Below are 25,323 nucleotides of genomic sequence, written 5' to 3' on the forward strand. Positions count from 1 at the left end.
GAGTGCGCCGGAGCGTTCAGAGCGGACGCAGAAGTTGGCGTGACAGGCTGCGGACCCCGCCGTTCCGGCGTCGCGATCATCCTCTGGAGTTCCCGCAATGAGTCCCACCGTCGTCAACGGGCTGCCGGCCCACATCCTCTTCGTCCACTTCGTGGTGGTGCTGGTCCCGCTGACCGCCCTGGCGGTCGTGGCCGCCGCGGTGCGCCCGGCCTGGGCCCGGCGGATGGGTGTCGTGCTGCCGGTCACGGCCCTGGTGACGCTCGCCCTGGTGCCGGTGACCACGCACGCGGGGGAGTGGCTGGAGAAGCGGGCGGGCCACGGTGCGCTGCTGGAGCGCCACACCGAGCTGGGCGACACCCTGCTGCCGTGGGCGACCGGGCTCTTCCTCGTCGCCACCGCCGTGTGGTGGACCGCGCGCCGGACCGCGCCGGCCGCGGCGCGGGACGGTGCCGCGCCGTCCGGGCTGCTGACCGCCGGCTGGTTCCGGGCCGCCGCGGTGGTCCTGTCGGTCGTGGTCGCCGCGGGCGCGGTCGTGGACGTCTACCGGATAGGCGAGTCCGGCGCGAAGGCCGCGTGGCAGGGCACCGCGCAGTCCGCCCCGGCGTCCCGCTGACCCGGGCCGCCGGACGCGCGGTGGCGCGACCGTAGCGGCGGCTCCCGCGGCGCCCCGCGGCTCCCCGTAGCGCCCGCGTCGTGCATCGTGGTGGACAGCGCGCGGGCGAATTTGACACGGTGGTCCCGGGCCGGGCCGTGGGGGCGTACGGCCGCCAACGGGGGAGCACCGATGACGACCAGTGCCGCCACGCCGCGACTCGCGCCGGAGACAGCCGCGTTCTACACCGCGCAGAGCACGTTCAGCGATCCGGGGGAGATGGCCGGCCTGTTCGCGGACCTCCCCCGGGACGTCGGCGAACTCGGCCGCATCGTGCGGGAGTTGATGATCCACCGGGTCGAGCCCGGATTCTGGGACGTCCCCGTCGACGAGCAGCGGATGCACGACGACGCCGAGACGCGCTACGTCGACGACATCCTGCGGCTGATCACGTCCCGCAGCGGGGAGCCGCTGTCCTGCCCGCGCCCGTACGGTGAGCGATTCGTGGGCATCTGCCGGGACTTCACGCTGCTGCACGTCTCGATGCTGCGGCACGTGGGCGTCCCGGCCCGGCTGCGCTCGGGCTTCGCCGACTACTTCGGCACCGACGGCTTCCACTACGACCATGTCGTCACCGAGTACTGGGACGACCGGCGCGGCTGGCTGCTCGCCGACGCCCAGATCCTCGAACCCGTCCGCTACCCGATGGACTTCGACCCGCTGGACATCCCCCGCGACCGCTTCCTGATGGCCGGCCGGGCCTGGCGGGCGATCCGGTCCGGCGCCGCGGACCCGGCGACCTTCGGACTGCCGCCGGCCGGCTCCGCACTGACCGGCCTCGGGTTCGTCGCCGGCAACATCAGGCTCGACGTGGCCGCGCTCAACAAGGTCGAGACGCTGCTGTGGGACGTGTGGGGAAGCAGCGCGTCCGAGACGGCCGTCGAGGAGGCGGGCCGCGCGATCGCCGACGACCTCCTCGCGCTCTACGACCAGGCCGCGCTGATCAGCTCCGACGACGTCCCGTTCGAGGCGGCCCGCGAACTCTTCGTGACGAGCGACGAGTTGCGCACCCCGCGCACCGTCACCAGCCTCACCCTCTTCAACGGGTCCCCGCGCGTGACCCTGCGATGACGCGAACTGCCCGGTTCCCGCCGGACGCACGGAGATAGAATCGCGTCGCCCGGCCCGGGCGACGCCCGCCGGAGACCGGCCCCATCCCTCGCCCACGACTTCCCAGCGCCCCGGCGCATGACCGCAACCCTTTGGGGGGGATTGTGCTCGCTTCCACCCGCACGCCGTCGGGCGCGCGCCGCCGCCTGACGGCGGCCTGCACGGCGGGCGTACTCGCCGCGTGCGCCCTCGCGCTGAGTCCGGCCGGCACCGCGCGCGCCGACTCCGCGCCGCCGCACACCGCGTCGCCCTACGCCGCGTCCCCGTACTCCGCCGCGCGGCCGTCGGCCGCGCCGCACCCCGGGGTCCTGCACGCCAAGGCCCCGGCCGCGCCGGGCCCCGCCTTCGTCCTGCCCAGGCGCGCCCGGACGCTGTCCACCGCGGCCGCGGCCGACGCGCTGACCACCCCGCGCTACGACGTGGACGGCGACGGCTTCGCGGACTTCCTCACGCAGGAGGTCGACGGCACCGTCCACCAGCTGGCGAGTGCCGCCGGCAGCTGGAAGTCGCTCGGCCAGAGCCCCACGACGTACCGCGACATCCTCACGCCCGGCAATCTCGACAGCGCGTCCGCCGGCCCCGAGATCCTGTCGCTGACCACCACCGGCCTGCTGTCGATGTGGGCGCACACCGCGTTCCCGACCGGCACGGCCACGTGGACCGGCAAGGGCTGGAACGCCTACAACAAGGTCGTGGCCGTCGGCGACATCGACGGCGACGGCTTCGGCGACCTGCTCGCCCGCACCCCCTCCGGCGACCTGTACCTGTACAAGGGCACCGGCAGCGCCACCGCGCCGTTCGCCGCGCGGGTCAAGGTCGGCAGCAGCTTCGGCGGCTACGACCAGCTGATCGGCGCCGGCGACATCGGCGCGACCGGCCACGAGACGCTGGTCGCCCGCGACCTCGCCGGCGACCTGTGGATGTACACCCTCGACGGGACCGCGGCCGACCCGCTGTCGGCCCGGGTGGAGATCGGCACCGGCTGGAACCTCTACAACCAGCTCGTCGGCATCGGCGACGAGAGCGGCGCCGTCGGCGGCATCCTCGGCCGCGCGCAGAACGGCGACCTCTTCTACTACGAGGGCACCGGGACGGTCTCCGGTCCCAGCGGCACCCTCACCGCGCGGCGGGCCATCAGCACGGGCTGGAACAGCCTGCTGGTCGTCGGCCAGGGCAGCGTGCCGCTGTGGGGGAAGAACGACCTGTACGCCCAGACCTCCGGCGGCGACCTCTTCTACTACTACGGCAGCTTCACCGGCGGCGTCAGCGCCCGGCTGCGGGTGGGCGACCCCGGCCAGTGGAAGGGCTCCAGGCTCCTGACCTCGGTGTCGCTGTCCCAGAAGGACGAGGAACCGCTGCTGGAGATCTACAACAACGTCCTCTACAACGACACCCCGGGCTTCACCGCCACCAGCTCCGGGTGGGGCCAGTACACCACCGTCTTCGGTCCCGGCGACCTCAACGGCGACGGCCGCTCGGACCTGCTGGCCCGCGACGCGAGCGGCGTGCTGTGGATCATGACCGGCAAGGGCGACGGCACGTTCTACGGCCGCGGCAAGGTCGGCGCGGGCTGGGGCGGTTACACCGCGCTGACCGGAGCGGGGGACATCAACGGCGACGGCCTCCCCGACATCGTGGCCCGCAGCGGCGACGGCCACCTCTACCTCTACCTGGGGACGGGCTCCGGCCCCACGCCGTTCCAGCCGCGCATCGACATCGGCGCGGGCTGGAACATCTACGCCAGGCTCGCCTCGCCCGGCGACCTGGACGGCGACGGCCGCGCGGACCTCGTCGGCGTGACCGCCGGCGGGCAGCTCTACCGCTACAGCGGCTCCGGCCACACCGGCACCGCCACGTTCAGGCCCCGCGTCCAGATCGGCACCGCCGGCTGGAACGGCTACAGCGCGCTGTTCTGACCGCCGGCCGGCTCAGCCGGGCCGGGTCGCTCCCGCGAAGGGCATCTCCGAGACGGGGGCGATCCGGACCGGCGCGCCGGGGTGCGGCGCGTGGATCATCTGCCCGCCGCCGATGTAGATGCCGACGTGGCTGACGCCGGAGTAGAAGAACACCAGGTCCCCGGGGAGCAGTCCGGACTCCGGGACCCGGGTGCCGGCGTTGATCTGGGTGTAGGTGGTGCGCGGCAGGGCCACGCCGGCCGACCGCCACGCCGCCTGCGTCAGCCCCGAGCAGTCGTAGGCGTTGGGGCCGGTGGCGCCCCACACGTAGGGCAGGCCCAGCGCGCGGTAGGCGAACGCGACGGCCTGGGCGGCGCGCGCCGAGGGCGCGCCCGCGGCGACGGTCAGCGGCGGGCGGACGGTGGAGCGGTTCGCGGCGGACGCGCTGTTCTGGTCCGGGCCGTCGGCGGCGTTCACCGCCGCGCGGTCCGCGGGACTGAGCTGGGCGAGCAGCGCCTGCGCGGCGGCCAGGGTGCGCTGCACCGTCTGCTTGCGGGCCGCGAGCCGGGACTGCGCCGCCCGCAGGGCGTCGAGCCGGCCGGCCGCCTCGGCCCGGGTCTGGGCCATGCCGCGCTGCTGCGCGATCAGCCGGTCCAGCGCCGCGGACTGCCGGTTCCCCAACTGGTCGAGCATCCCGGCCTGTTCCAGGTAGGCCTGCGGGGACGAGCTGAGCACGAGCTGCAGCGACGGGTCGAGGGAGCCCGACCGGTACTGCGCCGCGGCGACCGTCCCGAGCGCGTCCCGGGTGGCGTTGAGCGCGGCGGCCTTGCGCGCCAGCTCGTCCTGCAGCCCGTTCAGCGCCTTCTGCGCCGCGTCCGCCTGCTGCTTGGCGCCGTCGTACTGCTCGGTCGCCCGCTCGGCCTCCTGGTACAGGGTCTGCACCTTGGCCTTGACCTCCTCCGGTGTGAGCCGGGGCTGTGCGTTGCCGGTCTCGCCGAACAGGGACACCGACGCGGCCGAGGCCAGGGCGAGGGTGCAGGCGGCGCGGGAGACGGTGACGCGGGGTCTGGGCGGGCGACTGTGTGAGGCCATGCGGCCGTCACTCCTTCCGGAGGTGGGTCCGGCGGCGCCTGCACGGGGGAACAGGACGCCGCCGGACCTCGGCGGAGGCGGCCGGCCGCCGGGCGACGGCGCTGCGTCGGACGGCGGGGGGATCGGCCACCTGTCGAGCGACGCTAAACCTCGACGGGGCGGGAAGGGGGGCGATGGACCGGGACTGGTGCCCTTCCGGCCGGGCCCGACCGGAACCGACCGCCGTTCGACGGGTGACCCGCCCGCTTTCGCACCCGCCCTGACCGAAGCGCCCCGCAGCCCCACCAGGATCGGCGCCAAGCCGGCGGTGCTGGTCGTGATCCTGGGCCCGGTCCACGTCGAGCGCGACGAGGAGCGGGTGGACCGCGCGACGTTCGGCGCGGTGGGTGCGCTGACCACGCTCACCCTCTTCATCGCCGTGCTCCGGACGTGGCACGGCCGCGCGGCCCTGCTCCGGGGGAGCGGACCGCGCGGCCGGGCTGCTGCTGTGCTGCTGTGCGTCAGGCGACGCGGCGGGCGGCCGCGAACGGCATCCAGCTCATCGGCGCGATCTCCACGGTCGCGCCGGTGTGCGGGGCGTGCACGATCTGCCCGTTGCCCAGGTAGATGCCCACGTGCGAGATGCCCGAGTAGAAGAACACCAGGTCGCCCGGCTGCAGATCGGCCTGGGAGACGGCGACGCCGTCCTTGACCTGGTCCCAGGTGGTGCGGCCGATGCTGACGCCCGCCGCGCGGTACGCGGCCTGGGTCAGCCCGGAGCAGTCGTACGAGCTGGGGCCGGTACCGCCGGACACGTACGGCTTGCCGCGCTGGGACAGGGCGAACTGGATGGCCGCGGCGGCGCGTCCGCTCGCCGGACCGGAGTACGTGTAGCTGGTGGTCGCGGCCGAGGTCGACGGCTGCAGCGCGGCGAGCTTCTGCTTCTGCGCCGCGGTGAGGCTGTTCAGCAGCTTCTGCGCGGCCGCCAGCTTCGTCTGCAGGTTCTTCTTCTCGGTCGCCAGCTTGCTCTGCGCACTGGTCAGCTGGTCCAGGCTCGAGGTGGCCTGAGCGCGCTGGATGTTGGCCTGCTCCTCCTGGACCTTGAAGGTCTGCAGGGCGTCTTCCTGCGTGGTGGAGAGCCGGTCCATCATGTGCGTCTGCTGCAGGAACTGCTCCGGGTCGTCGGACAGGAGCAGCTGCGTGGTCTGGTCCAGGCCGCCGTCGCGGTACTGGGCGGTGGCGAACTGGCCCAGCACGCGCCGGGTCTCGTTCATCTGCTGCGTCTTCTGGGCGACCTGCTCGAGGAGCTGGTTGGCCTTGGCGCGCTCCGCCGAGGTCTTCTCCTTGGCCTGGTCGTACTGCTGGGTGGCCACCTCGGCCTGCTGGTTGAGCGAGTCGATCTGCTTCTTGACCTCGGTGATCGAGGGCTTGGCAGGTGCCGCGTTCGCGGTCTCGCTCATCAGGGTGACCGATGCCAGTGCCGCCGCGGTGACTCCGACCGCCGCGCGCGGCGCGGCGCTGGCGAGAATCCGGGTACGCGGCTTGCGGTGCGACGCCACTGCTGGCGACTCCTTCCGTGGACCGCCGACCGGGTTAGCTGACGGGTTCGGGCTGGGAAGGCTGCCCTACGGTACGGACGCTTGCGGGCGTCTGTCCCGATTCACCCCAATTACTGCTGGTGGGTCCCCGGTTCCGGCCGCCGGCCGGATTAGGCGGAGGTGACGTGCTGCCGGCACTTGCGCCGGCGGGAGGCAGGTCACCTAGCGGGCTACGGTAATCAACTGATACGGCTCTTGGGAAGTTTGGATCGCAATGTGACCGAAATCGGTTCGTGATCTTACGGGTCGTGACGGCGGTTCAGGGGATCAATACGGGCGAACCGCGGCGTAGAAGGGCATTTCCGTGATCGGCGCGATCTTGACGACGGTGCCCGTGTGCGGAGCGTGAATCATCTCGCCGCCGCCGATGTACATGCCGACGTGGCTGACGTCGCTGAAGAAGAAGATCAGGTCGCCCGGCTGCAGGTTCGCCTCCGAGACCCGGGTGCCGACGTTCACCTGGTCGTAGGTGGTGCGCGGCAGGTTGATGCCGGCCGCCTTGTAGGCCGCCTGCGTCAGACCCGAGCAGTCGAACGAGTCGGGGCCGGTGGCGCCCCACACGTACGGCTTGCCGATCTGCTGGCGGGCGAAGGCGATCGCCTGCTGGGCGACCGAGGAGTTGGACGGCGTGGTCGTGGTCGGAGCCGTCGACGAGCCCGAAGACCCCGACGACTTCGCCTTGGCCGCGGCCGCCTTGGCCGCCGCCAGCTGCTGGGCGGCCTCCCTGGCCTTGATCTTCGCCGCCGCCAGCTGGGCCTCTCGCTCCTGTTCGAGCTGCAGCAGGGCCAGCCGCTCCTTCTCCTTCGCGGTCAGGCTGTTGAGGAGGTGCTGGGCCGCGGCGAGCTTGGTCTGCACGTCCTGCTTGGCGGCCTTGAGCTTCGCCTGCTGCTCGGTGAGCGTGGTCAGGCTCTTGGCCGCCTCCACGCGCTGCTGCGTCGCGGCGACCTGCTGCACGCGGAACGACTCGACGGCCGCCTTCTGCCGCTGCGCCAGGACGTCGGTCAGGTGCAGCTGGTCCACGAGGTCCTGCGGGCTGCCGGAGAGCATGTAGCGGGTGGTCGACTCGTCGCCGCCGCCCCGGTACTGCGCGGCCGCGTACTGGCCGAGCTGCCGGCGGGCGTCGTTGAGCGTCTGGGTCCTCCGGGCCACCTGTGCCAGCAGCTTGTCGACCTTGGCGTTCTGCTGGTCGACCTGCTCCTTGGCGCCGTCGTACTGCTCCGTGGCGACCTCGGCCAGGTGCATCAGCTTGTCGACCTGGGTCTTGATGTCGGCGATGGACGGCGGCGGTGGCGGGGCGGCGTTGGCCGTCTCGCTCAGCAGCGTCACGGTCGCGAGAGCGGCGGTGGTGATGCCCACCGCCGCCCGTGGTCCGGTCGTGCTGAGAATTGCGGGTTTTGCCTTACGGTGCGTCGCCATGGCGGGCGGACTCCTTTCGGACGCGAACCGGTGTGGCTGGTGCGGGAACGTAGCCGAGGCGCCGGTCCGCGCGGAAGCCCCATGTCCGATAAGGCCCGATACCTTTTCGTAATCTTTTGCTCGAACGGATGTGCCGTCACGCAGCGTGCTGGGGAGGACACGGCCGTGTGCCGTTCCGGCCCGGTGAACCGGGCATGAACCGGGACGGACTGTCGGCGGAGCGGCCTAGACTCAGGAGGCGATGAGCAGCCTCTTTGACGACAGCTTCCTGGCCGGCCTCGACGCGGCCCACGGCCCGTCCGACGACGGACCGCCCCCGCCACCGGACGGGGAGCACGACACACCGGACCACGAGCCGGAGGGCCTGTTCGGCGACCGGTTCGACCGCCCGCCGCCGGCCCGTGACGCCCACTACCGCGACGGCGCCGCCCGTCCCGCCGTGGACCCCGCGCAGCTGCTGGAGGGCCTCAACCCGCAGCAGCGCGCCGCCGTGGAGCACTCCGGCGGACCGCTGCTCATCGTGGCCGGCGCCGGCTCCGGCAAGACCCGTGTGCTCACCCAGCGCATCGCGTACCTGCTGTACGCCCGGCACGTGCACCCCGGCTCGATCCTGGCGATCACCTTCACCAACAAGGCCGCCGGCGAGATGAAGGAGCGGGTGGAGCAGCTGGTCGGCCCGCGGGCCGGCGCCATGTGGGTGTCGACGTTCCACAGCGCGTGCGTGCGCATCCTGCGCCGCGAGTCGAAGAGGCTCGGCTTCACCTCGTCGTTCTCGATCTACGACGCCGCCGACTCCAAGCGCCTGATGGCCCTGGTCTGCCAGCGCGACCTGGACCTGGACCCCAAGCAGTTCCCGCCGAAGTCGTTCAGCGCCAAGATCTCCAACCTCAAGAACGAGCTCATCGACGAGGAGACCTTCGCCGCCCAGGCCGAGAACCCCTTCGACAAGAAGCTCGCCGAGGCGTACACGCTGTACCAGTCGCGGTTGCGCGAGGCCAACGCGCTGGACTTCGACGACATCATCATGACCACGGTCAACCTGCTGCAGGCGTTCCCGGACGTCGCCGAGCACTACCGGCGGCGCTTCCGGCACGTCCTGGTCGACGAGTACCAGGACACCAACCACGCCCAGTACACGCTGGTCCGCGAGCTGGTCGGCACCGAGCCCGCCGAGGGCGCGGAGGGCGAGGAGGACGGCGGCACCGAGGGTGCGGAGGACGGCGGGACCGCCGCACCGCTGCCGCCGCCCGCGGAGCTGTGCGTGGTGGGTGACGCCGACCAGTCGATCTACGCGTTCCGCGGCGCCACCATCCGCAACATCCTCCAGTTCGAGGAGGACTACCCGCAGGCCCGCACGATCCTGCTGGAGCAGAACTACCGCTCCACGCAGACGATCCTGACCGCGGCCAACGCCGTCATCGAGCGCAACGCCGGCCGCCGCGCCAAGAACCTGTGGACCGAGTCCGGCGACGGGCCGGTCATCACCGGCTACGTCGCCGACCAGGAGCACGACGAGGCGCAGTTCGTCGCCGACGAGATAGACCGGCTCACCGACGCCGGCCAGGCCCGCCCCGGCGACGTCGCGGTCTTCTACCGCACCAACGCCCAGTCCCGCGTGTTCGAGGAGGTGTTCATCCGCGTCGGCCTGCCCTACAAGGTCGTCGGCGGGGTGCGCTTCTACGAGCGGCGCGAGGTCCGGGACGTGCTGGCGTACCTGCGGGTGCTGGCCAACCCCGAGGACGGCGTGCCGCTGCGCCGCATCCTCAACGTCCCCAAGCGCGGCATCGGCGATCGCGCCGAGGCGATGGTCGACGCGCTGGCGCAGCGCGAGCGGATCTCCTTCGCGCAGGCGCTGCGCCGGGTCGACGAGGCGTACGGCATGGCCGCCCGGTCCGCGAACGCCGTCAGGCGCTTCAACACGCTCATGGACGAGCTGCGCACCGTCGTGGAGTCCGGCGCGGGCCCCGCGGTCGTCCTGGAGGCCGTGCTGGAACGCACGGGCTACCTGGCGGAGTTGCAGGCGTCCACCGATCCGCAGGACGAGACCCGCGTCGAGAACCTTCAGGAACTCGCCGCTGTGGCACTGGAGTTCGAGCAGGATCGGGGCGAGGACGGCGGCGGCACCCTGGCGGAGTTCCTGGAACGCGTCGCGCTGGTCGCCGACTCCGACGAGATCCCGGACGAGGACGCGGAGTCCGGGGGCGTCATCACGTTGATGACCCTGCACACCGCGAAGGGCCTGGAGTTCCCCGTGGTGTTCCTGACCGGCATGGAGGACGGCGTCTTCCCGCACATGCGCGCGCTCGGCCAGGTCAAGGAGCTGGAGGAGGAGCGGCGGCTGGCGTACGTCGGCATCACCCGCGCCCGCGAGCGCCTCTACCTGACCCGCGCGACGATGCGCAGCGCCTGGGGCCAGCCGTCCTACAACCCGCCGTCGCGGTTCCTGGAGGAGATCCCGGACGACCTCATCGAGTGGAAGCGCACCGGCGGGTCCCCGTCGGGGGGCTTCGGCTCGCGCTCCGGCGGCGGGGACGGAGCGGTGTCCAAGGCGGCGGCGTCGCTGTCGTCCACGCTGGCCGCGCGCGGCCGTTCGGGCTCCGGCGGCTTCGCCACCCGCCGGTCCGGCGACCGGCCGGTGATCTCACTGGCCGTCGGCGACCGCGTCACCCACGACCAGTTCGGCCTGGGCACGGTCGTCGCGGTCACCGGACGCCCCGGCGACGAGAAGGCCACCATCGACTTCGGGGACGAGCGGCCCAAGCAGCTGCTGCTGCGCTACGCGCCCGTCGAGAAGCTGTAGGACGCGCCGGCCCGGCGTCCGGTCGCGGTCCCGCGCGCGGGACCGCGACCCGGGGCGGAGGTGAGCGCCCGCGGGCCGGGCGTGACGGCCTGGCTCAGCGCGGGTCGAGGCCGTGCGCGAGGAGCCACGGCAGGGGGTCGATCGGGGACCCGCCGTGCGGGCGGACCTCGAGGTGCAGGTGCGGGCCCGTGGTGTTGCCGGTGTTGCCCGAGTAGGCGATGACCGTGCCGGCCTTCACCGACCCCGACCGGATCTTGGTGCTGCTCAGGTGGCAGTACCAGGTCTCGGTGCCGTCGGGCGCGGTGACGATCGCCATGTTGCCGTACGAGGGGTTCCACTGCGTGCGGACCGTGCCGTCCGTCACCGCCATCACCGGGGTGCCCACCTGGACCGGGAAGTCGATGCCGGTGTGCAGCGCCATCCAGTTGACGCCGGCCTGACCGAAGTACGCGCTCAGGCCCTTCTGCGTCACCGGCAGCACGAACTTCGGCCGCAGCGCCTCCTTGCGGGCCGCCGCCGCCTGCGCGGCCTGCTTCGCCGCGGCCTGGCGCTCCTTCAGGTCCAGCCGCTCCTGGGAGCGGTTGGCGCGGGTCGCGAAGTCGCCGGCGTCGCGGCTCGCACCGGTCAGCTGGCGGTCGAGCTGCTGCGTCGGCGCGTGGGCCGACGCGTCGGCCTGGGCCGTGCTGCCGGAGCCCTGGGCCATGCCCACTCCGGCGACCGCCGCGGCGCCGACCGCCGCCACGCCCATCACGGCCACCGACGGCACGGCGACCGTCAGCAGCGCGGAGCGCTTCGCGGGCTTGCGGCGGCGGCTGCGCGCCGCGGGCTCGCCGTCGGTGAACCCGTCCGCGGAGTAGCCGTCGCTCGCGTAGTCGTGGCGGGCCGCGGGCTCGTCGTGCAGGGAGGCGGCCGCGTAGTCCTCGTCCAGGAGGTCGTCGTCGGACGCCGTGTCGTAGCGGGCGGCGTCGTCGACGGAACCCTCGGCCCCGGCGCCGCCGGGAACGTGGTGCCCGGCGTACGGGTCCCCGGCGTAGGGATCGCCGGCGTACAGGTCGTCCACCGCGTAGCCGCCCGTGTCGTACCCGGGCGCCGGCTGCTGCTGGACGTGCTGCTGCTGGCCGGGGTGGCCGGGCTGGCCGTGCTGTCCTTGGGCGTGGCCCTGTCCCTGCCCCTGCCCGTAGTCCGGGGGGAGCTGCTCGTACATGCCGGTGTCGCCGGAGGCGTCGTAGCCGTACCCGTATCCGTAGCCGTACGTCGGATACGCGCCCGAGTCCCAGTCCTGCTGCTGCGGCTGCTGCAGCGGCTGGGCCTGCGGGAACGTGGTGAACGTGCCGGTGTCGTAGTAGCCGGTGCCGGCCACCGTCGGCGCCTGGACCTGGGGCTGGACCTGCGGCTGGCCGTACGCGTACGGGTCGTAGCCCGCGTGGCCGCCGGTGTCCCAGGACTGTGTGGCGCCCGGGTCGTACGGGTAGCCGTAGCCCTGGACCGGGGCCTGCGCCTGGGTCTGGCCGGGGAACGGCGAGTACTGCTGCGGGATCGCGTAGGCGCCGGTGGCGTCATCGGCGAAGACGGTGCCGACGGTCTGGTAGGAGCCCGTGGAATAAGGGTCGTACCCGTAGGCGTCGTAGTCGGGGGTATACCCCGACGGGGGACCTTCGTTCACCGACAGCTTCTCTTTCGCCTCGGCAGCAGGAGAATTAGCGGCGACTGTAGCCCTCCGTGCCCGGCCGCGACAATCTCTCCCGAGGACCTGGCGTCCGGCTTGCCCGGTGTTCGGTCGATATTCGACCGTTACGTGTCCGTTATGCGGCGTCGGCCGCGCCCGGCCGCGCGGGTCCTCCCGCCAGCTCGCGGCGGATCTCGGCGGCCACCGTGCCGTTCACCGGGAGGGCGAGATGCCCGATACCGGTGACCTTGATGTTCTTCACCGACAGGTCCGCGTGTTCGAGGCGCGCCGCCTCCACGGGGATCATCAGCTGGTCCAGGTCGCTCCAGAACGCCACGAAACGCGTCCGGCAGCGGTGCGCGGGGGCCGCCAGCTCCTCCAGCACCGGCGAGCCCGGGCGCATCTGCCGGGCCAGCGGGTGCGGGGTGAGGGCCGGGACGGCACGGGTCCCGCCATGCGGCGTACCCAGCGTGACCAGGGTCCGCACCCGGGTGTCACCGCCCAGGCACTGCACGTAGTAGCGCGCTATCAGCCCGCCCAGGCTGTGCGCGACGATGTCCACCCGCCGCTCGCCCGTCTCCTCGCAGATCCGTTCGATGTGCGTCCCGAGCACGGCGGCGGCCGTGCGTACGTCAAAGGTGAGCGGTGAGTAGTTGACGGCCTGGACCTGCGTCCAGCCGTTGCGCTGCAGGGAGCGGCGCAGCAGGGCGAAGGCGGAGCGGTTGTCCACGAAACCGTGCACCAGGAGCACCGGCGGCCGGGAACCGGCCGCAGGGCCCCGGCGGGCCTGGGGCCTGCGGGACCGGGACTCCGGCGACGCGGGGGCGCCGGTCCGCGGATCGCCGTCCAGCGGCACGGCGGGGGGCGGCGGGGGGCCGTCGGTGCCGGGGGCCGGGCCCGGGCGTCCCGCGGCGCCGTCGTGCGGCCCGTCGGGTCGCCGTTCGTGCGGGGCGTGCGAGCGCTCGGGGAGGATCCCCGTCGGATAGAGCAGGACGTGCCCGGCGAGCACGGCCAGATCGATGGCGGTGGCACGGACCAGTCCGGCTCCGTGCCCCAGGAAACTGCTGCCCGGTTCTTCACCACCCGGCTCGGCCCCCGGCGGCTTGGCGGCCATGGCCCACCTCCCGTCAGCGGCACCGGGGTCGTCATCGACCCGCGGACCGCTCTCGGCGGAAGCCGGAGCGGAGGCCGCATCCCGCGCCCTGCGGCTGAGAGCGCGGAGATGCGGCGTCCTGACAGCGGCTCTTCGAGGAAGCTCGCAGGTCCGGTGCGGTCCCGGCGTCCCGTGCCGTGGTGGACCGCGGCGGACCTGCGTTCCGTCGACTGTCTCTCCTATGTGATTTCCCCCTCGCCGCGTCCCGTAAAACTGACGCGCCCCAGGCCCGGGCGATAACGTTCGTTCACGCCGTGCTGCGCAGCAGCCGTACCCATGGAGGCAGTGATGGGAGTGACCGGACCGATCCGCGTCGTGGTCGCCAAGCCGGGTCTCGACGGCCACGACCGCGGTGCGAAGGTCATCGCGCGGGCGCTGCGCGACGCCGGCATGGAGGTCATCTACACCGGGCTGCACCAGACGCCCGAGCAGGTCGTCGACACCGCGATCCAGGAGGACGCCGACGCGATCGGCCTGTCGATCCTGTCCGGCGCGCACATGACGCTCTTCGCCAAGGTGATCGCGCTGCTCAAGGAGCGCGACGCGGAGGACATCAAGGTCTTCGGCGGCGGCATCATCCCCGAGGCCGACATCCCGCCGCTCAAGGAGCTGGGTGTCGCCGCGATCTTCACGCCCGGGACGTCCACCGCCGACGTCGTCACCTGGGTCAACGCCAACGTGCGGCACCCTGCCGACGCCTGAGCGCCCCCGTTCCACCGCCGTCGCCGCCCGGTCACTCCACGTGACCGGGTCAGGGTGTTCCGGGCGCCCCAGGTATGCCGGGTGTGCCGGCTGTGCCGGGGTTCCCGTCGCCCGGTGGTGTGCCCCGCAGCTCGGCCAGCATCACGGCGCGTAGCCGCATGGTGCCGGTGAGCCGCTGGAACGCCTCCGACCAGTACGTGCTCGCCCCCGGCGAACCGTCCGGCGGCTCCTCCGCGGCCGCGCTCAGCACCGCGACCTGCTCGACCGCGTCCGGATCCAGGCAGCGCTCCGCCAGGCCCATCACCCCGCTGAAGCTCCACGGGTAGCTGCCGCCCTCCCGTGCGATGTCCAGCGCGTCCACCACCGCGCGGCCCAGCGGGCGCGTCCACGGCACCGCGCAGACCCCGAGCATCTGGAACGCCTCCGACAGGCCGTTCGCCGCGATGAACCGCGCGACCCACTCGGCACGCTCCGCGGCGGGCAGCACCGACAGCAGCTTCGCCGGGTCCCCGACCGCGGTGACCGGTGCGGCCGGCTTCGGCGGCGGACCCAGCAGCGCCCGCGCCCACCCCGCGTCGCGCTGCCGCACCGCGGCCCGGCACCACGCGGCGTGCAGGTCGGACTGCCAGTCGTCCAGCACCGGCAGCGCGACGATCTCCTCCGGGCTGCGGCCGCCGAACCGGTCCGGCCACGCCGACAGCGGTGCCGAGTCCACCAACTGGCCCAGCCACCAGGCGCGTTCACCCCGGCCGCTGGGGGCCTTCGCGGCGACGCCGTCCCGCTCCATCGCCGGGTCGCAGGCGTACGGCGCCTCCACCGTGATGCCGTCCGGGCCCAGCGACACGCAGCTGCGCGCCCGTTCCGCCATCCGCGCGGCCAGCGCGGAGCGGGGCAGCGCCGACAGCAGCTCCGCGGCGGTCGTCCGGACGTTGCGGCTGCGGTCCGACAGCGCCTGCTCCAGGAACTCCTCGTCCGCGGCGGACAGCCCGGTGCGCAGCGCGTCCAGGAACATCAGCCGGTCCTCGGCGCGTTCGGTGCGCCACGACCCGTCGAGCAGGGCCAGGGCCGCGGCGGGATCGGCCAGCCGCAGCCGCGTCAGCAGGGCGATGCGTTCGGCGAACAGGCCCTCCTCCCACAGCGTGCGGACGTCTCCGTCCGTCGCCTGCACCGCGCCCTGGCCGGCGCGCAGCGCGAACTTCCAGTCCGCGTTGAGCGCGGCCAGCCACAGGCCGCGCGGGCCCGCCAGCGCCAGGGCGTCCGCGCGCAGGTCGGTACGGGCGCGGGCCGCGTCCAGCAGCGCGGGCAGCAGCGCCGGCGGCGCGGCGAAGCCCTCGCGGCGGGCCGCCGCCAGCCACTGCGGCAGCAGCTCGGCGAGATTCGGCGCGGATCCGCGCCGGCCCCGTGCGGCGTCCGCCGTCCGGTCGACCAGCAGCATCCCCAGCCGGCGCCGGGCCGCCTCCGGCAGCTCGGGCCGCCGGTCCGCCGGCGCGACGGGCGGCCGCTCCCCGGCCACCCCGGGCCGCACCCCCGCGCGCCGCCGCACCACCCCGCTCGCCGCGGCGTCCAGCAGCGCCACCGCCGCTTCCTCCGCGTCCCCGACCACCCCTACCGGCCGCCGCCGCTCCGTCCCCAGCAGCGCACTCCCCACCAGGTCGTCCCAACTCCCCACGCCCACCCCTCCATCCACCATCCCGCTCCTGCCAACCGACCCCGCACCCACCGGCACTTCCAGCCCTCCGCCTTTCCTTCCCCGCCACCGCGGCACCGTCCGGCAGTGCCGAACCGCCCTGGCGGGCGGTGTTTGCCTCCCCGCGCGGTGCGGCGCCGTCGGGTGCCGTCACCCGGTTGAGGGCCGCGCCCTCTTCCCGCGTGGCGGCGCGTCGCCATCGCGTGGCCACCAGGTGGTGCCGAACCCGCCGTGGCGGGCGGGCACCCGCCGCGCGGTGCGGCGCCCTTCGCCTGTCGTCCCCTGCCTTCACGGCCGGTTGCCGTGGGGCCGGTTGAGGGCCGCGCGCCCTCTTCCCGCGTGGCGGCGCGTGGCCGCCGCGTGCCACCTGGTGCCGAACCCGCCCTGGTGGGCGGGCGTCCGCCGCGCGGTGCGGCGCCGTCGCCTGTCGTCCCCTGCCTTCACGGCCGGTTGCCGTGGGGCCGGTTGAGGGCCGCGCGCCCTCTTCCCCTCTCCGTGGCGTGTGGCCGCCGCGTGCCACCCGGTGCCGAACCCGCCCTGGCGGGCGGGCATCCGCCGCGTGCTCCCCGCGCGGTGCGGCGCCGTCGGGTGCCGTCACCCGGTTGAGGGCCGCGCCCCCTTCCCGCGTCGCCCCGCGTGGCCGTCCTTCGCTGCGCGACCCTCTTGGTGCGGGGACGTCCCGTCGCTCACGGGGGGTGTCGGGCCGTGCCCCGGTCCCTCAAGGTGTCCCGGGCGGCCGGTAGGTCGACCTGGCCAGGCGAGAGGCCGGTTGTTCACGGCGTCAGCGGGGTCGGTGTGGGGCTGCTGGGGGTCCACGCGGTGAGGGGGCGGAAGCCCGTGGGGCCGAGCTCGCCGAAGGCGGTGAGCGGGTGGCCGCCCGAGAGCGCGGCGAAGCGCCACTGGGGGGCGGACCCCGCGAGCGGGATCGCGTCCTCACGCGTCGCGTCGGCGACCTGCCACCTCGCATCGCCCGGTATCGGCACCACGTCCCCGAGCAGCACCGGCCACGCGTCCAGCCAGGGGTCGTCCGCGAGCGCCGCGCCGTAGGAGTCGAGCGCGGCCGCGACCGGCACGCCCCGCGGCACCGCCTCCGCCCGGCGGGCGGTGCCGTGCTGCGTGCCCAGCACCGCCCTCAGCGGGAGGGCCGACGGGTAGTAGGCCACCTCCGCCTCGATCACCGCGCCCACCGGCAGCACCAGTTCCGGCGCCCGCCCCGCCGCACCGAACGACAGCAGCAGCGCGAACCGCCCGGCCGCCTCGTCGTACAGCCATATGCGCCGGGTGGTCAGCCGGTCGTCCGCCATGTCGTACTGGGCGAGCACCAGCCAGTGGCCACGCACCGTCGGCCCGGCCAGCAACTCCGCGCTGTCCACGGTGAATCCGACTCTCGACCGCACCGTTCCGGCGAGCGGGTCGGGCAGCCGCTCGCGGCCCAGATAGCCGCGGGCCAGCAGGTGCAGTAGCGCCGTCTCCTCCAGCATCCGCGACGGCCAGTCGCCCCCGCCGGCCGGCACCGTGCCCAACTCCCGGACGCGCGAGGCGAGTCCCGGCGCCTGCGCGTCCACCATGCGCGCCGCGATCTCGTCCCACTGCCGGTAGCCGTCGCGGTCCGCCCCGGCCAGCCCGCCGCGCAGCAGATCGGCGAGCCGCTGCTCCAACTCGGCCGCGCCGCCCTCGACCCGCACCGCCCGGCGGTCCGCCCGGCGTCTGGCGGCCTCCGGATCGGCCGGCCCGCCCGCCTTCGCCGGCGCACCCGCCGCCGTCGACGCCTGCGACTCCGCCTTCTTGCGCCGGGCGGCCGTCCACTGCTCCACCCACTCCGGCTCGGCCGCGGCCGCTATCGGTCCCGCGTCCCCCTCCGACCACAGCAGCAACAGCCCGAGTGCGTGCTTGCAGGGGAACTTGCGGCTCGGGCAGGAGCAGCGGAACGCCGGACCGCCGATGTCCACCACCGTCTGGTACGGCGTGCTGCCGCTCCCCTTGCACAGGCCCCACACCGCCGTGCCCGCCACCCCGGTGCCGGACCACGGCGCGGGCGTCGCGAGCCTGGCGCCCGCTTTCCGTGATGCCGCGTCAGGCGCCAGCGCGAGCACCTGATCCGCCGTCCACCGTGCTTCCGTCTCCATGCCCACGACGGTAGATCGCCCCTCTGACAATCGCTCCCACCTGCCCGGATCGCTGTCGGTGACGAATTGTCAGTGGCCGGGTGCATCGTGGAGATCAGCAACGGACGAGCCCGGGCCGACCCGGTCCCGGAGTGAGTGGGGGAGAGCCATGCCCGAATCGACGAGTGCCCTGACGAGTGCCGGGAGCGGCACGGAACAGGCACTGCGGCCGCACGCGGAATCCGCCTTCGCGGCGGAGCTCGCCGCGCTCGCCGCGACGGACGACCGCCCGCGCCCGTCCCGCTGGAACCTGTCGCCGTGGGCCGTCGCCACCTACCTCCTCGGCGGCACGCTGCCGGACGGCACGGTGATCACGCCGAAGTACGTCGGCCCGCGCCGCATCGTCGAGGTGGCCGTCACGACCCTGGCCACCGACCGCGCGCTGCTGCTGCTCGGCGTGCCGGGCACCGCCAAGACGTGGGTGTCGGAACACCTGGCCGCGGCCGTCAGCGGCGACTCGACGCTGCTGGTGCAGGGCACCGCAGGCACGCCGGAGGAGGCCATCCGCTACGGGTGGAACTACGCGCAGCTGCTGACGCACGGCCCGAGCCGGGCGGCCCTGGTACCCAGTCCGGTGATGCGCGCGATGGCCGAGGGCCGCATCGCCCGCGTCGAGGAACTGACCCGCATCCCGGCCGACGTCCAGGACACCCTGATCACCATCCTGTCCGAGAAGACGCTGCCGATACCGGAGTTGGGCACCGAGACGCAGGCGGTGCGCGGCTTCAACCTGATCGCGACCGCCAACGACCGCGACCGCGGGGTCAACGACCTGTCGAGCGCGCTGCGCCGCCGCTTCAACACGGTGGTGCTGCCGCTGCCCGCGTCCGCCGAGGACGAGGTCGACATCGTGTCGCGCCGCGTCGGCCAGATCGGCACGAGCCTGGACCTGCCGGCCGTGCCGCACGGCACCGACGAGATCCGCCGGGTGGTGACGGTCTTCCGTGAGCTGCGCGGCGGCATCACCGAGGACGGCCGGACGAAGGTCAAGTCCCCGTCGGGCACGCTCTCCACGGCCGAGGCGATCTCCGTGATCACCAACGGCCTCGCGCTGGCCGCCCACTTCGGCGACGGCGTGCTGCGCGCCGGCGACGTCGCCGCGGGCATCCTCGGCGCGGTCGTCCGCGACCCGGCCGCGGACCGCCTCGTGTGGCAGGAGTACCTGGAGACGGTCGTGCGCGAGCGGGAGGGGTGGAAGGACTTCTACCGCGCCTGCCGCGAGGTGTCGGCATGACCGCGGACGACGACCTCCTGCTGCTGGGCGTGCGCCACCACGGCCCCGGCTCGGCCCGGGCGGTGCGGGCCGCGCTGGACGCGTACCGGCCGCAGTGCGTGCTGATCGAGGGGCCGCCGGAGGCCGACGCGCTGACGGCGCTCGCCGGGGACCCGGCCATGCGGCCGCCGGTGGCGCTGCTCGCCCACGTCGTGGACGAGCCGGCCCGCGCCGGGTTCTGGCCGTTCGCCGAGTTCTCCCCGGAGTGGGTGGCGCTGCGGTGGGCCGCCAAGGCGGGTGCCGAGGTCCGCTTCGTCGACCTGCCCGCCGCGCACACCCTCGCCCTGCGTGACGCCGAGGCCGACGACGGCGCGGACCCGTCGCCCACCGCCCCCGACGCTCAACACGTCCCGGCCGCACCGGACATCGCCGGCACCGGCGCGGACGCGGCGGGCGACGAGGGGGACGGAGCGGCGGAGGGCGGGAGCGACCCCGGCACGGGCTCGGACGACGATCCGGTCGCCGCGGTCCGCATCGACCCGCTGGCCGTCCTCGCGCGGACCGCGGGCTACGAGGACCCGGAGCGCTGGTGGGAGGACGCGGTCGAACACCGCACGGCGGCGGGGCACTCCAGCGGCACGGACGGAGCTGACGGCGCGACCGGCACGACTGCCGACGCGCAAGGCGCGGAGGAGGAGCGCCGGGCCGCGGCCCTCGCCCCGTTCGCCGCGCTCGCCGAGGCGATGACCGCGCTCCGGGAGACGTACGGCGACGGCGGGCACACCCGGGACCCCGTGCGCGAGGCCCACATGCGCCTGCGCGTCCGCGAGGCCCGCCGCGCCCACGCCCGCACCGCCGTGGTGTGCGGGGCCTGGCACGTCCCGGCGCTGGCCGCGAAGACGACCGCCACCGCGGACCGCGCACTGCTCAAGGGCCTGCCCAAGGTCAAGGTCGAGACCACCTGGGTACCGTGGACGCACCGCCGGCTCGCCCGGGCCAGCGGCTACGGCGCGGGCATCGACTCGCCGGGCTGGTACCGGCACCTGTTCACGGCCCCGGACCGCCCCGTCACGCGGTGGATGACGAAGGTCGCCGGCCTCCTGCGCGAGGAGGACTACCCGGTGTCGTCCGCACACGTCATCGAGGCGGTGCGCCTGGCCGACACCCTCGCCGCGATGCGCGGCCGGCCGCTCGCCGGCCTCGGCGAGACCACCGACGCGATCCGCGCGGTGATGTGCGACGGCTCGGACGTGCCGCTGGCCCTGATCCAGGACCGGCTGGTCGTCGGCGACGTGCTCGGCGAGGTCCCGCCCGACGCGCCGGCCGTCCCGCTGGCCCGCGACCTGGCCCGCGAGCAGCGCGCGCTGCGCCTCAAGCCGGAAGCGCTGGAACGCGAGCTGGAGCTGGACCTGCGCAAGGACCTGGACGCGGCCCGCAGCCGTCTGCTGCACCGGCTGCGCCTGCTGCGGATCGGCTGGGGCGAACCCGCCGCCGGGCGCAACGGCCACGGCACCTTCCGTGAGGCATGGCGGCTGCGATGGGAGCCGGAGGCCGCGATCCAGGTCGCCGAGGCCGGGATCTGGGGCACCACCGTGGAGTCCGCGGCGAGCGCCCGCGCCGAGGACCTCGCGGTGCACGCCACCACGCTCGCCGAGGTCACCGCCGTCGCCGAGCAGTGCCTGCCGGCCGGTCTGTCCGGCGCGCTGCCCACCGTGATGCGGGTCCTCGCCGACCGTGCCGCGCTCGACGCCGACGTCGCGCACCTGGCCGCGGCGCTGCCCGCGCTGGTGCGCGCGGTCCGCTACGGCGACGTCCGCGGCACCGACTCCGCGGCGCTCGGCACCGTGGCCCACGGGCTGGCGCAGCGGATCTGCGTCGGCTTCCCGGCCGCGTGCACCGGCCTCGACGCCGACGCGGCCCGCTCCCTGCGGACCCATCTGGACGAGGTGCACCGCGCGATCGGCCTGCTGCCCGGCCCGGACGCGCCAGCGGCGACGGCGGCGGCTCCCGGCCCCGACCCAGCACGGGAACTGCGCGACCGCTGGGCCGCGGTCCTGCGGACGCTGGCCGAGCGGGACGAGTCGATACCCGGCCTGCTGCGCGGCGCCGCCGCCCGCCTGCTGATGGACGACGGCCGGCTGGACGCCGCCGAGGCCGCGCGGCTGATGGGCCTCGCCCTGTCGCCCGGCACCCCGCCGGGCGAGGCCGCCGCGTGGATCGAGGGGTTCCTGGCCGGCGGCGGCATCCTGCTCGTCCACGACGAGCGGCTGCTGGCCCTGATCGACGGATGGCTGGCCGGGGTGTCCGGGGAGTCGTTCACCGACGTCCTGCCGCTGCTGCGCCGCACGTTCTCCGACTTCGAGCCCGGCGTGCGGCGCAGCGTCGGCGAACTGGTGCGCCGCGGCCCCGCGGTGGCCCGCCGCGGCACCGGCCCGGCCGACGCGGGGCTGCCCGGGTTCGGCGCGGACCTGGACGACCGCCGCGCCGACGCCGCCGCCCACACCGTCCGGCTGCTGCTGGGCACGCTCACCACAACGGATCTGGGGGAACTGGGAGATGACTGACGTTCGGGATGTTCAGGACGTGCGGGACGCCGCCGCGGAACGCCTGCGGCGCTGGCGGCTCGTGCTCGGCGGCGGCGCCGACGGCACCGGCTGCGAACTGTCCGGGCGGGACGCCGCGATGGACCGCACCCTGGCCGCCCTCTACGGCGGCGGTCGCGGCGGCGGCACCGCGCCCGGCCGTGGCGCCGACCGGTCCGCCGGCCTGGGCGGCTCCGCGCCGCAGGTCGCCCGCTGGCTCGGCGACATCCGCACCTACTTCCCCAGTTCCGTCGTGCAGGTGATGCAGCGCGACGCCATCGACCGGCTCGGGCTGTCCGCGCTGCTGCTGGAACCCGAGATGCTGGAGGCGGTGGAGGCCGACGTCCACCTCGTCGGCACCCTGCTGTCGCTGAACAAGGCGATGCCCGAGACCACCCGGGAGACCGCACGGGCCGTGGTGCGCAAGGTCGTCGAGGACCTGGAGAAGCGGCTCGCGACCCGCACCCGGGCCACCCTCACCGGCGCGCTCGACCGTTCCGCGCGGGTCAGCCGCCCCCGCCACCGGGACATCGACTGGGACCGCACCATCCGCGCCAACCTCCGCCACTACCTGCCCGAGCACGGCACGATCGTGCCGGAGCGGCTGATCGGCTACGGCCGGGCGGACCAGTCGGTGAAGAAGGACGTGGTGCTGTGCATCGACCAGTCCGGCTCGATGGCCGCGTCCGTCGTCTACGCCTCCGTCTTCGGCGCGGTCCTCGCCTCGATGCGGTCCATCGCGACCAAACTGGTCGTCTTCGACACCGCCGTGGTCGATCTGACCGACCAGCTCGACGACCCCGTCGACGTGCTGTTCGGCACGCAGCTGGGCGGCGGCACCGACATCAACCGGGCGCTGGCCTACTGCCAGTCGCTGGTCACCCGGCCCGCGGACACCGTCGTCGTGCTGATCAGCGACCTCTACGAGGGCGGCATCCGGGACGGGATGCTCAAACGGGTGGCGGCGATGAAGGCGGCCGGGGTGCAGTTCGTGGCGCTGCTCGCGCTCAGCGACGAGGGCGCGCCCGCGTACGACCGGGAGCACGCGGCGGCGCTCGCCGCCCTCGGCGCGCCCGCCTTCGCCTGCACGCCCGACCTCTTCCCCGAGGTCATGGCGGCCGCGATAGAGAAGCGCCCGCTCCCGGTGCCCGAAGCGTGACGGGCGGCCGTCGGACAGGGGTGCGATCTGTGAAGGTGCGCAGGCTGTGACCGTTCTCACCGCTCTCATGCCAGTCGCGATTTAGGCCCCCACGGCCCGCGGCGATAACCTGCAAGACGGACATGCCGCGTACTCGGTCACCGTGTGCGCTTCCCTTGTGACAGTGCAGTCGCCCTGCCCGTAGCGGCACGCCCAGGCAGACCAGGCAGCGCTGTACCACTGGCGGCAGCAGCCTGCGAAGCCCTGACATCCAGGGAAAATCCAGGAATACCAGGGAAAAGGGAGACGGACGCGCGTGGACCTGTTCGAGTACCAGGCGAGGGACCTCTTCGCCAAGCACGGGGTACCGGTGCTGGCCGGTGAAGTCATCGACACGCCTGAGGCGGCGCGCGAGATCACCGAGCGTCTCGGCGGCAAGTCGGTTGTCAAGGCCCAGGTCAAGGTGGGCGGCCGCGGCAAGGCGGGCGGCGTGAAGCTGGCCGCCACTCCGGACGAGGCCGTCGCGCGTGCGACGGACATCCTCGGCATGGACATCAAGGGCCACACGGTCCACAAGGTGATGATCGCCGAGACGGCCCCGGAGATCCTGGAGGAGTACTACGTCTCCTTCCTGCTGGACCGGGCGAACCGCACCTTCCTGTCCATCGCCTCCGTCGAGGGCGGCATGGAGATCGAGGAGGTGGCGGCCAACCGTCCCGAGGCCGTCGCGAAGATCGCGATCGACGCCATCGACGGTGTGGACGAGGCCAAGGCCCGCGAGATCGCCGCGGCCGCCAAGTTCCCGGCCGAGGTCGCCGACAAGGTCGCCGCGGTGCTGGTCAGCCTGTGGGACACCTTCATCAAGTCGGACGCCCTCCTGGTCGAGGTCAACCCGCTGGCGAAGGTCGCCTCCGGCGAGGTCATCGCCCTCGACGGCAAGGTGTCGCTCGACGACAACGCCGAGTTCCGCCACCCCGAGTACGCGGAGCTGCACGACCTGGCCGCCGCCAACCCGCTCGAGGCGGCCGCCAAGGAGAAGGGCCTCAACTACGTCAAGCTGGAGGGCGAGGTCGGCATCATCGGCAACGGCGCCGGCCTGGTCATGAGCACCCTGGACGTCGTCGCCTACGCCGGCGAGGCGCACGGCGGCGTGAAGCCCGCCAACTTCCTGGACATCGGCGGCGGCGCGTCCGCGCAGGTCATGGCGAACGGCCTGGAGATCATCCTGGGCGACCCGGACGTGCGCTCGGTCTTCGTCAACGTCTTCGGCGGCATCACCGCGTGCGACGAGGTCGCCAACGGCATCGTCCAGGCGCTCAAGCTCCTGGAGGACCGCGGCGAGAAGGTCGAGAAGCCGCTCGTCGTCCGCCTCGACGGCAACAACGCCGAGCTGGGCCGGAAGATCCTCACCGACGCCAACCACCCGCTGGTGCAGCGCGTCGACACCATGGACGGCGCGGCCGACAAGGCCGCCGAGCTGGCCGCCGCCAAGTAAGCACAAGGACGAGGACTCACACCACCATGGCTATCTGGCTCAACAAGGACAGCAAGGTCATCGTCCAGGGCATGACCGGCGCCACGGGCATGAAGCACACCCGCCTCATGCTCGGTGACGGCACCAACGTCGTGGGCGGCGTCAACCCGCGCAAGGCGGGGCAGACCGTGGACTTCGACGGCACCGAGGTACCCGTGTTCGGGACCGTCAAGGAGGCCATCGAGAAGACCGGCGCCGACGTCTCCGTCATCTTCGTGCCGGAGAAGTTCACCAAGGACGCCGTCGTCGAGGCCATCGACGCGGAGATCCCGCTGGCCGTCGTCATCACCGAGGGCATCGCCGTGCACGACTCGGCGGCGTTCTGGGCGTACGCCGGCAAGAAGGGCAACAAGACCCGCATCATCGGCCCGAACTGCCCCGGCATCATCACCCCGGGCCAGTCGAACGTCGGCATCATCCCGGGCGACATCACGAAGCCGGGCCGCATCGGCCTGGTCTCCAAGTCCGGCACGCTGACGTACCAGATGATGTACGAGCTGCGCGACATCGGCTTCTCGACCGCGGTCGGCATCGGCGGCGACCCGATCATCGGCACCACGCACATCGACGCGCTCGCCGCGTTCGAGGCCGACCCCGACACCGACCTGATCGTGATGATCGGTGAGATCGGCGGCGACGCCGAGGAGCGTGCCGCGGCGTTCATCGAGAAGAACGTGACGAAGCCGGTCGTCGGCTACGTCGCGGGCTTCACCGCGCCCGAGGGCAAGACCATGGGCCACGCCGGCGCCATCGTCTCCGGTTCCTCCGGCACCGCCCAGGCGAAGAAGGAGGCCCTGGAGGCCGCGGGCGTCAAGGTCGGCAAGACGCCGTCCGAGACCGCGCGTCTGGCCCGGGACATCCTCGGCGGCTGATGCCGCGGCACCTGCGCGCAGCCGCGCTCACGGCAGGGGACGGCGTCCCCGGCCGCGCGCGCTGAGCAC

At 73.7% G+C, this 25,323-nt stretch carries 17 protein-coding genes and 1 riboswitch; of the genes, 10 read left to right on the forward strand and 7 right to left on the reverse strand.

Annotated features, from left to right (window positions below; translation table 11 throughout):
• Positions 1-97: 97 nt before the first annotated feature.
• From BMW99_RS19745 to BMW99_RS19755, 3 genes are all read left to right on the forward strand, one after another.
• The gene (locus tag BMW99_RS19745) at positions 98-613 is read left to right on the forward strand and encodes a DUF2231 domain-containing protein (protein WP_069463514.1); all 516 of its coding nucleotides are present in this window, start codon (positions 98-100) and stop codon (positions 611-613) included.
• Positions 614-784: 171 nt separating this feature from the next.
• A complete protein-coding gene (locus BMW99_RS19750; protein ID WP_069463513.1) occupies positions 785-1,723 on the forward strand; it encodes a transglutaminase-like domain-containing protein in 939 nt (312 codons plus the stop codon).
• A gap of 143 nt (positions 1,724-1,866) precedes the next feature.
• On the forward strand, positions 1,867-3,678 hold the full coding sequence (locus BMW99_RS19755) for an FG-GAP repeat domain-containing protein (RefSeq protein WP_069462726.1): 1,812 nt from the start codon (positions 1,867-1,869) through the stop codon (positions 3,676-3,678).
• Between the two features lie 12 nt (positions 3,679-3,690).
• On the opposite strand, the gene BMW99_RS19760 is transcribed toward BMW99_RS19755, so the two are convergent.
• The 3 genes from BMW99_RS19760 to BMW99_RS19770 all read right to left on the reverse strand — a co-directional run bounded on the left by BMW99_RS19760 (position 3,691) and on the right by BMW99_RS19770 (position 7,742).
• On the reverse strand, positions 3,691-4,749 hold the full coding sequence (locus tag BMW99_RS19760) for a C40 family peptidase (RefSeq protein ID WP_069462727.1): 1,059 nt from the start codon (positions 4,747-4,749) through the stop codon (positions 3,691-3,693).
• Positions 4,750-5,249: 500 nt separating this feature from the next.
• Positions 5,250-6,287, reverse strand: a complete 1,038-nt coding sequence (locus BMW99_RS19765) for a C40 family peptidase (protein WP_069462728.1) — start codon at positions 6,285-6,287, stop codon at positions 5,250-5,252.
• A gap of 8 nt (positions 6,288-6,295) precedes the next feature.
• Positions 6,296-6,453, reverse strand: a riboswitch (cyclic di-AMP (ydaO/yuaA leader).
• 140 nt (positions 6,454-6,593) lie between these two features.
• Positions 6,594-7,742, reverse strand: coding sequence for a C40 family peptidase (locus BMW99_RS19770; RefSeq protein WP_069462729.1), 1,149 nt, complete (start codon positions 7,740-7,742; stop codon positions 6,594-6,596).
• Positions 7,743-7,983: 241 nt separating this feature from the next.
• Between BMW99_RS19770 and pcrA the strand changes: the two genes are divergently transcribed.
• A complete protein-coding gene (gene pcrA, locus BMW99_RS19775; RefSeq protein ID WP_069462730.1) occupies positions 7,984-10,542 on the forward strand; it encodes a DNA helicase PcrA in 2,559 nt (852 codons plus the stop codon).
• Positions 10,543-10,636: 94 nt separating this feature from the next.
• Here the strand turns inward: pcrA and BMW99_RS19780 are convergent, their stop codons facing one another.
• Both BMW99_RS19780 and BMW99_RS19785 read right to left on the reverse strand, forming a co-directional pair.
• A complete protein-coding gene (locus BMW99_RS19780; protein ID WP_069462731.1) occupies positions 10,637-12,205 on the reverse strand; it encodes a M23 family metallopeptidase in 1,569 nt (522 codons plus the stop codon).
• Positions 12,206-12,344: 139 nt separating this feature from the next.
• Positions 12,345-13,322: a lipase family alpha/beta hydrolase gene (locus BMW99_RS19785; protein WP_107485387.1), complete on the reverse strand. Its 978-nt coding sequence runs from the start codon at positions 13,320-13,322 to the stop codon at positions 12,345-12,347.
• Between the two features lie 327 nt (positions 13,323-13,649).
• On the opposite strand from BMW99_RS19785, the gene BMW99_RS19790 reads away from it, so the two are divergent.
• On the forward strand, positions 13,650-14,063 hold the full coding sequence (locus BMW99_RS19790; RefSeq protein WP_069466725.1) for a cobalamin B12-binding domain-containing protein: 414 nt from the start codon (positions 13,650-13,652) through the stop codon (positions 14,061-14,063).
• A gap of 49 nt (positions 14,064-14,112) precedes the next feature.
• Here BMW99_RS19790 and BMW99_RS19795 read toward each other — a convergent pair whose 3' ends face one another.
• Both BMW99_RS19795 and BMW99_RS19800 read right to left on the reverse strand, forming a co-directional pair.
• Positions 14,113-15,753 carry a DUF5691 domain-containing protein gene (locus tag BMW99_RS19795; protein ID WP_075017247.1) on the reverse strand — a complete coding sequence of 547 codons (1,641 nt, stop codon included), beginning with the start codon at positions 15,751-15,753 and terminating at the stop codon, positions 14,113-14,115.
• A 770-nt stretch (positions 15,754-16,523) separates the two neighbouring features.
• Entirely contained in the window at positions 16,524-17,876 is a 1,353-nt protein-coding gene (locus tag BMW99_RS19800) for an SWIM zinc finger family protein (protein WP_069466521.1), read from the reverse strand.
• Between the two features lie 148 nt (positions 17,877-18,024).
• Between BMW99_RS19800 and BMW99_RS19805 the strand changes: the two genes are divergently transcribed.
• The 5 genes from BMW99_RS19805 (at position 18,025) to sucD (ending at position 25,254) form a co-directional block, all read left to right on the forward strand.
• The gene (locus BMW99_RS19805) at positions 18,025-19,149 is read left to right on the forward strand and encodes an ATP-binding protein (protein ID WP_075017248.1); all 1,125 of its coding nucleotides are present in this window, start codon (positions 18,025-18,027) and stop codon (positions 19,147-19,149) included.
• A complete protein-coding gene (locus BMW99_RS19810; RefSeq protein ID WP_075017249.1) occupies positions 19,146-21,692 on the forward strand; it encodes a DUF5682 family protein in 2,547 nt (848 codons plus the stop codon). Before BMW99_RS19805 ends, BMW99_RS19810 begins: the two co-directional genes overlap by 4 nt.
• Positions 21,685-22,869, forward strand: a complete 1,185-nt coding sequence (locus BMW99_RS19815) for a VWA domain-containing protein (protein ID WP_069463866.1) — start codon at positions 21,685-21,687, stop codon at positions 22,867-22,869. The genes BMW99_RS19810 and BMW99_RS19815 overlap by 8 nt, the downstream gene beginning before the upstream one ends.
• 295 nt (positions 22,870-23,164) lie before the next feature.
• Positions 23,165-24,343 (forward strand): ADP-forming succinate--CoA ligase subunit beta, encoded by a 1,179-nt coding sequence (gene sucC, locus BMW99_RS19820; RefSeq protein WP_069463867.1) that lies wholly within the window; start codon positions 23,165-23,167, stop codon positions 24,341-24,343.
• A 26-nt stretch (positions 24,344-24,369) separates the two neighbouring features.
• Positions 24,370-25,254, forward strand: coding sequence for a succinate--CoA ligase subunit alpha (gene sucD / locus BMW99_RS19825; RefSeq protein WP_069463868.1), 885 nt, complete (start codon positions 24,370-24,372; stop codon positions 25,252-25,254).
• The last annotated feature ends 69 nt before the right edge of the window (positions 25,255-25,323 follow it).

It is taken from the genome of Actinacidiphila rubida, from assembly GCF_900110255.1.
GTDB classification, from domain to species: Bacteria; Actinomycetota; Actinomycetes; order Streptomycetales; family Streptomycetaceae; genus Actinacidiphila; species Actinacidiphila rubida.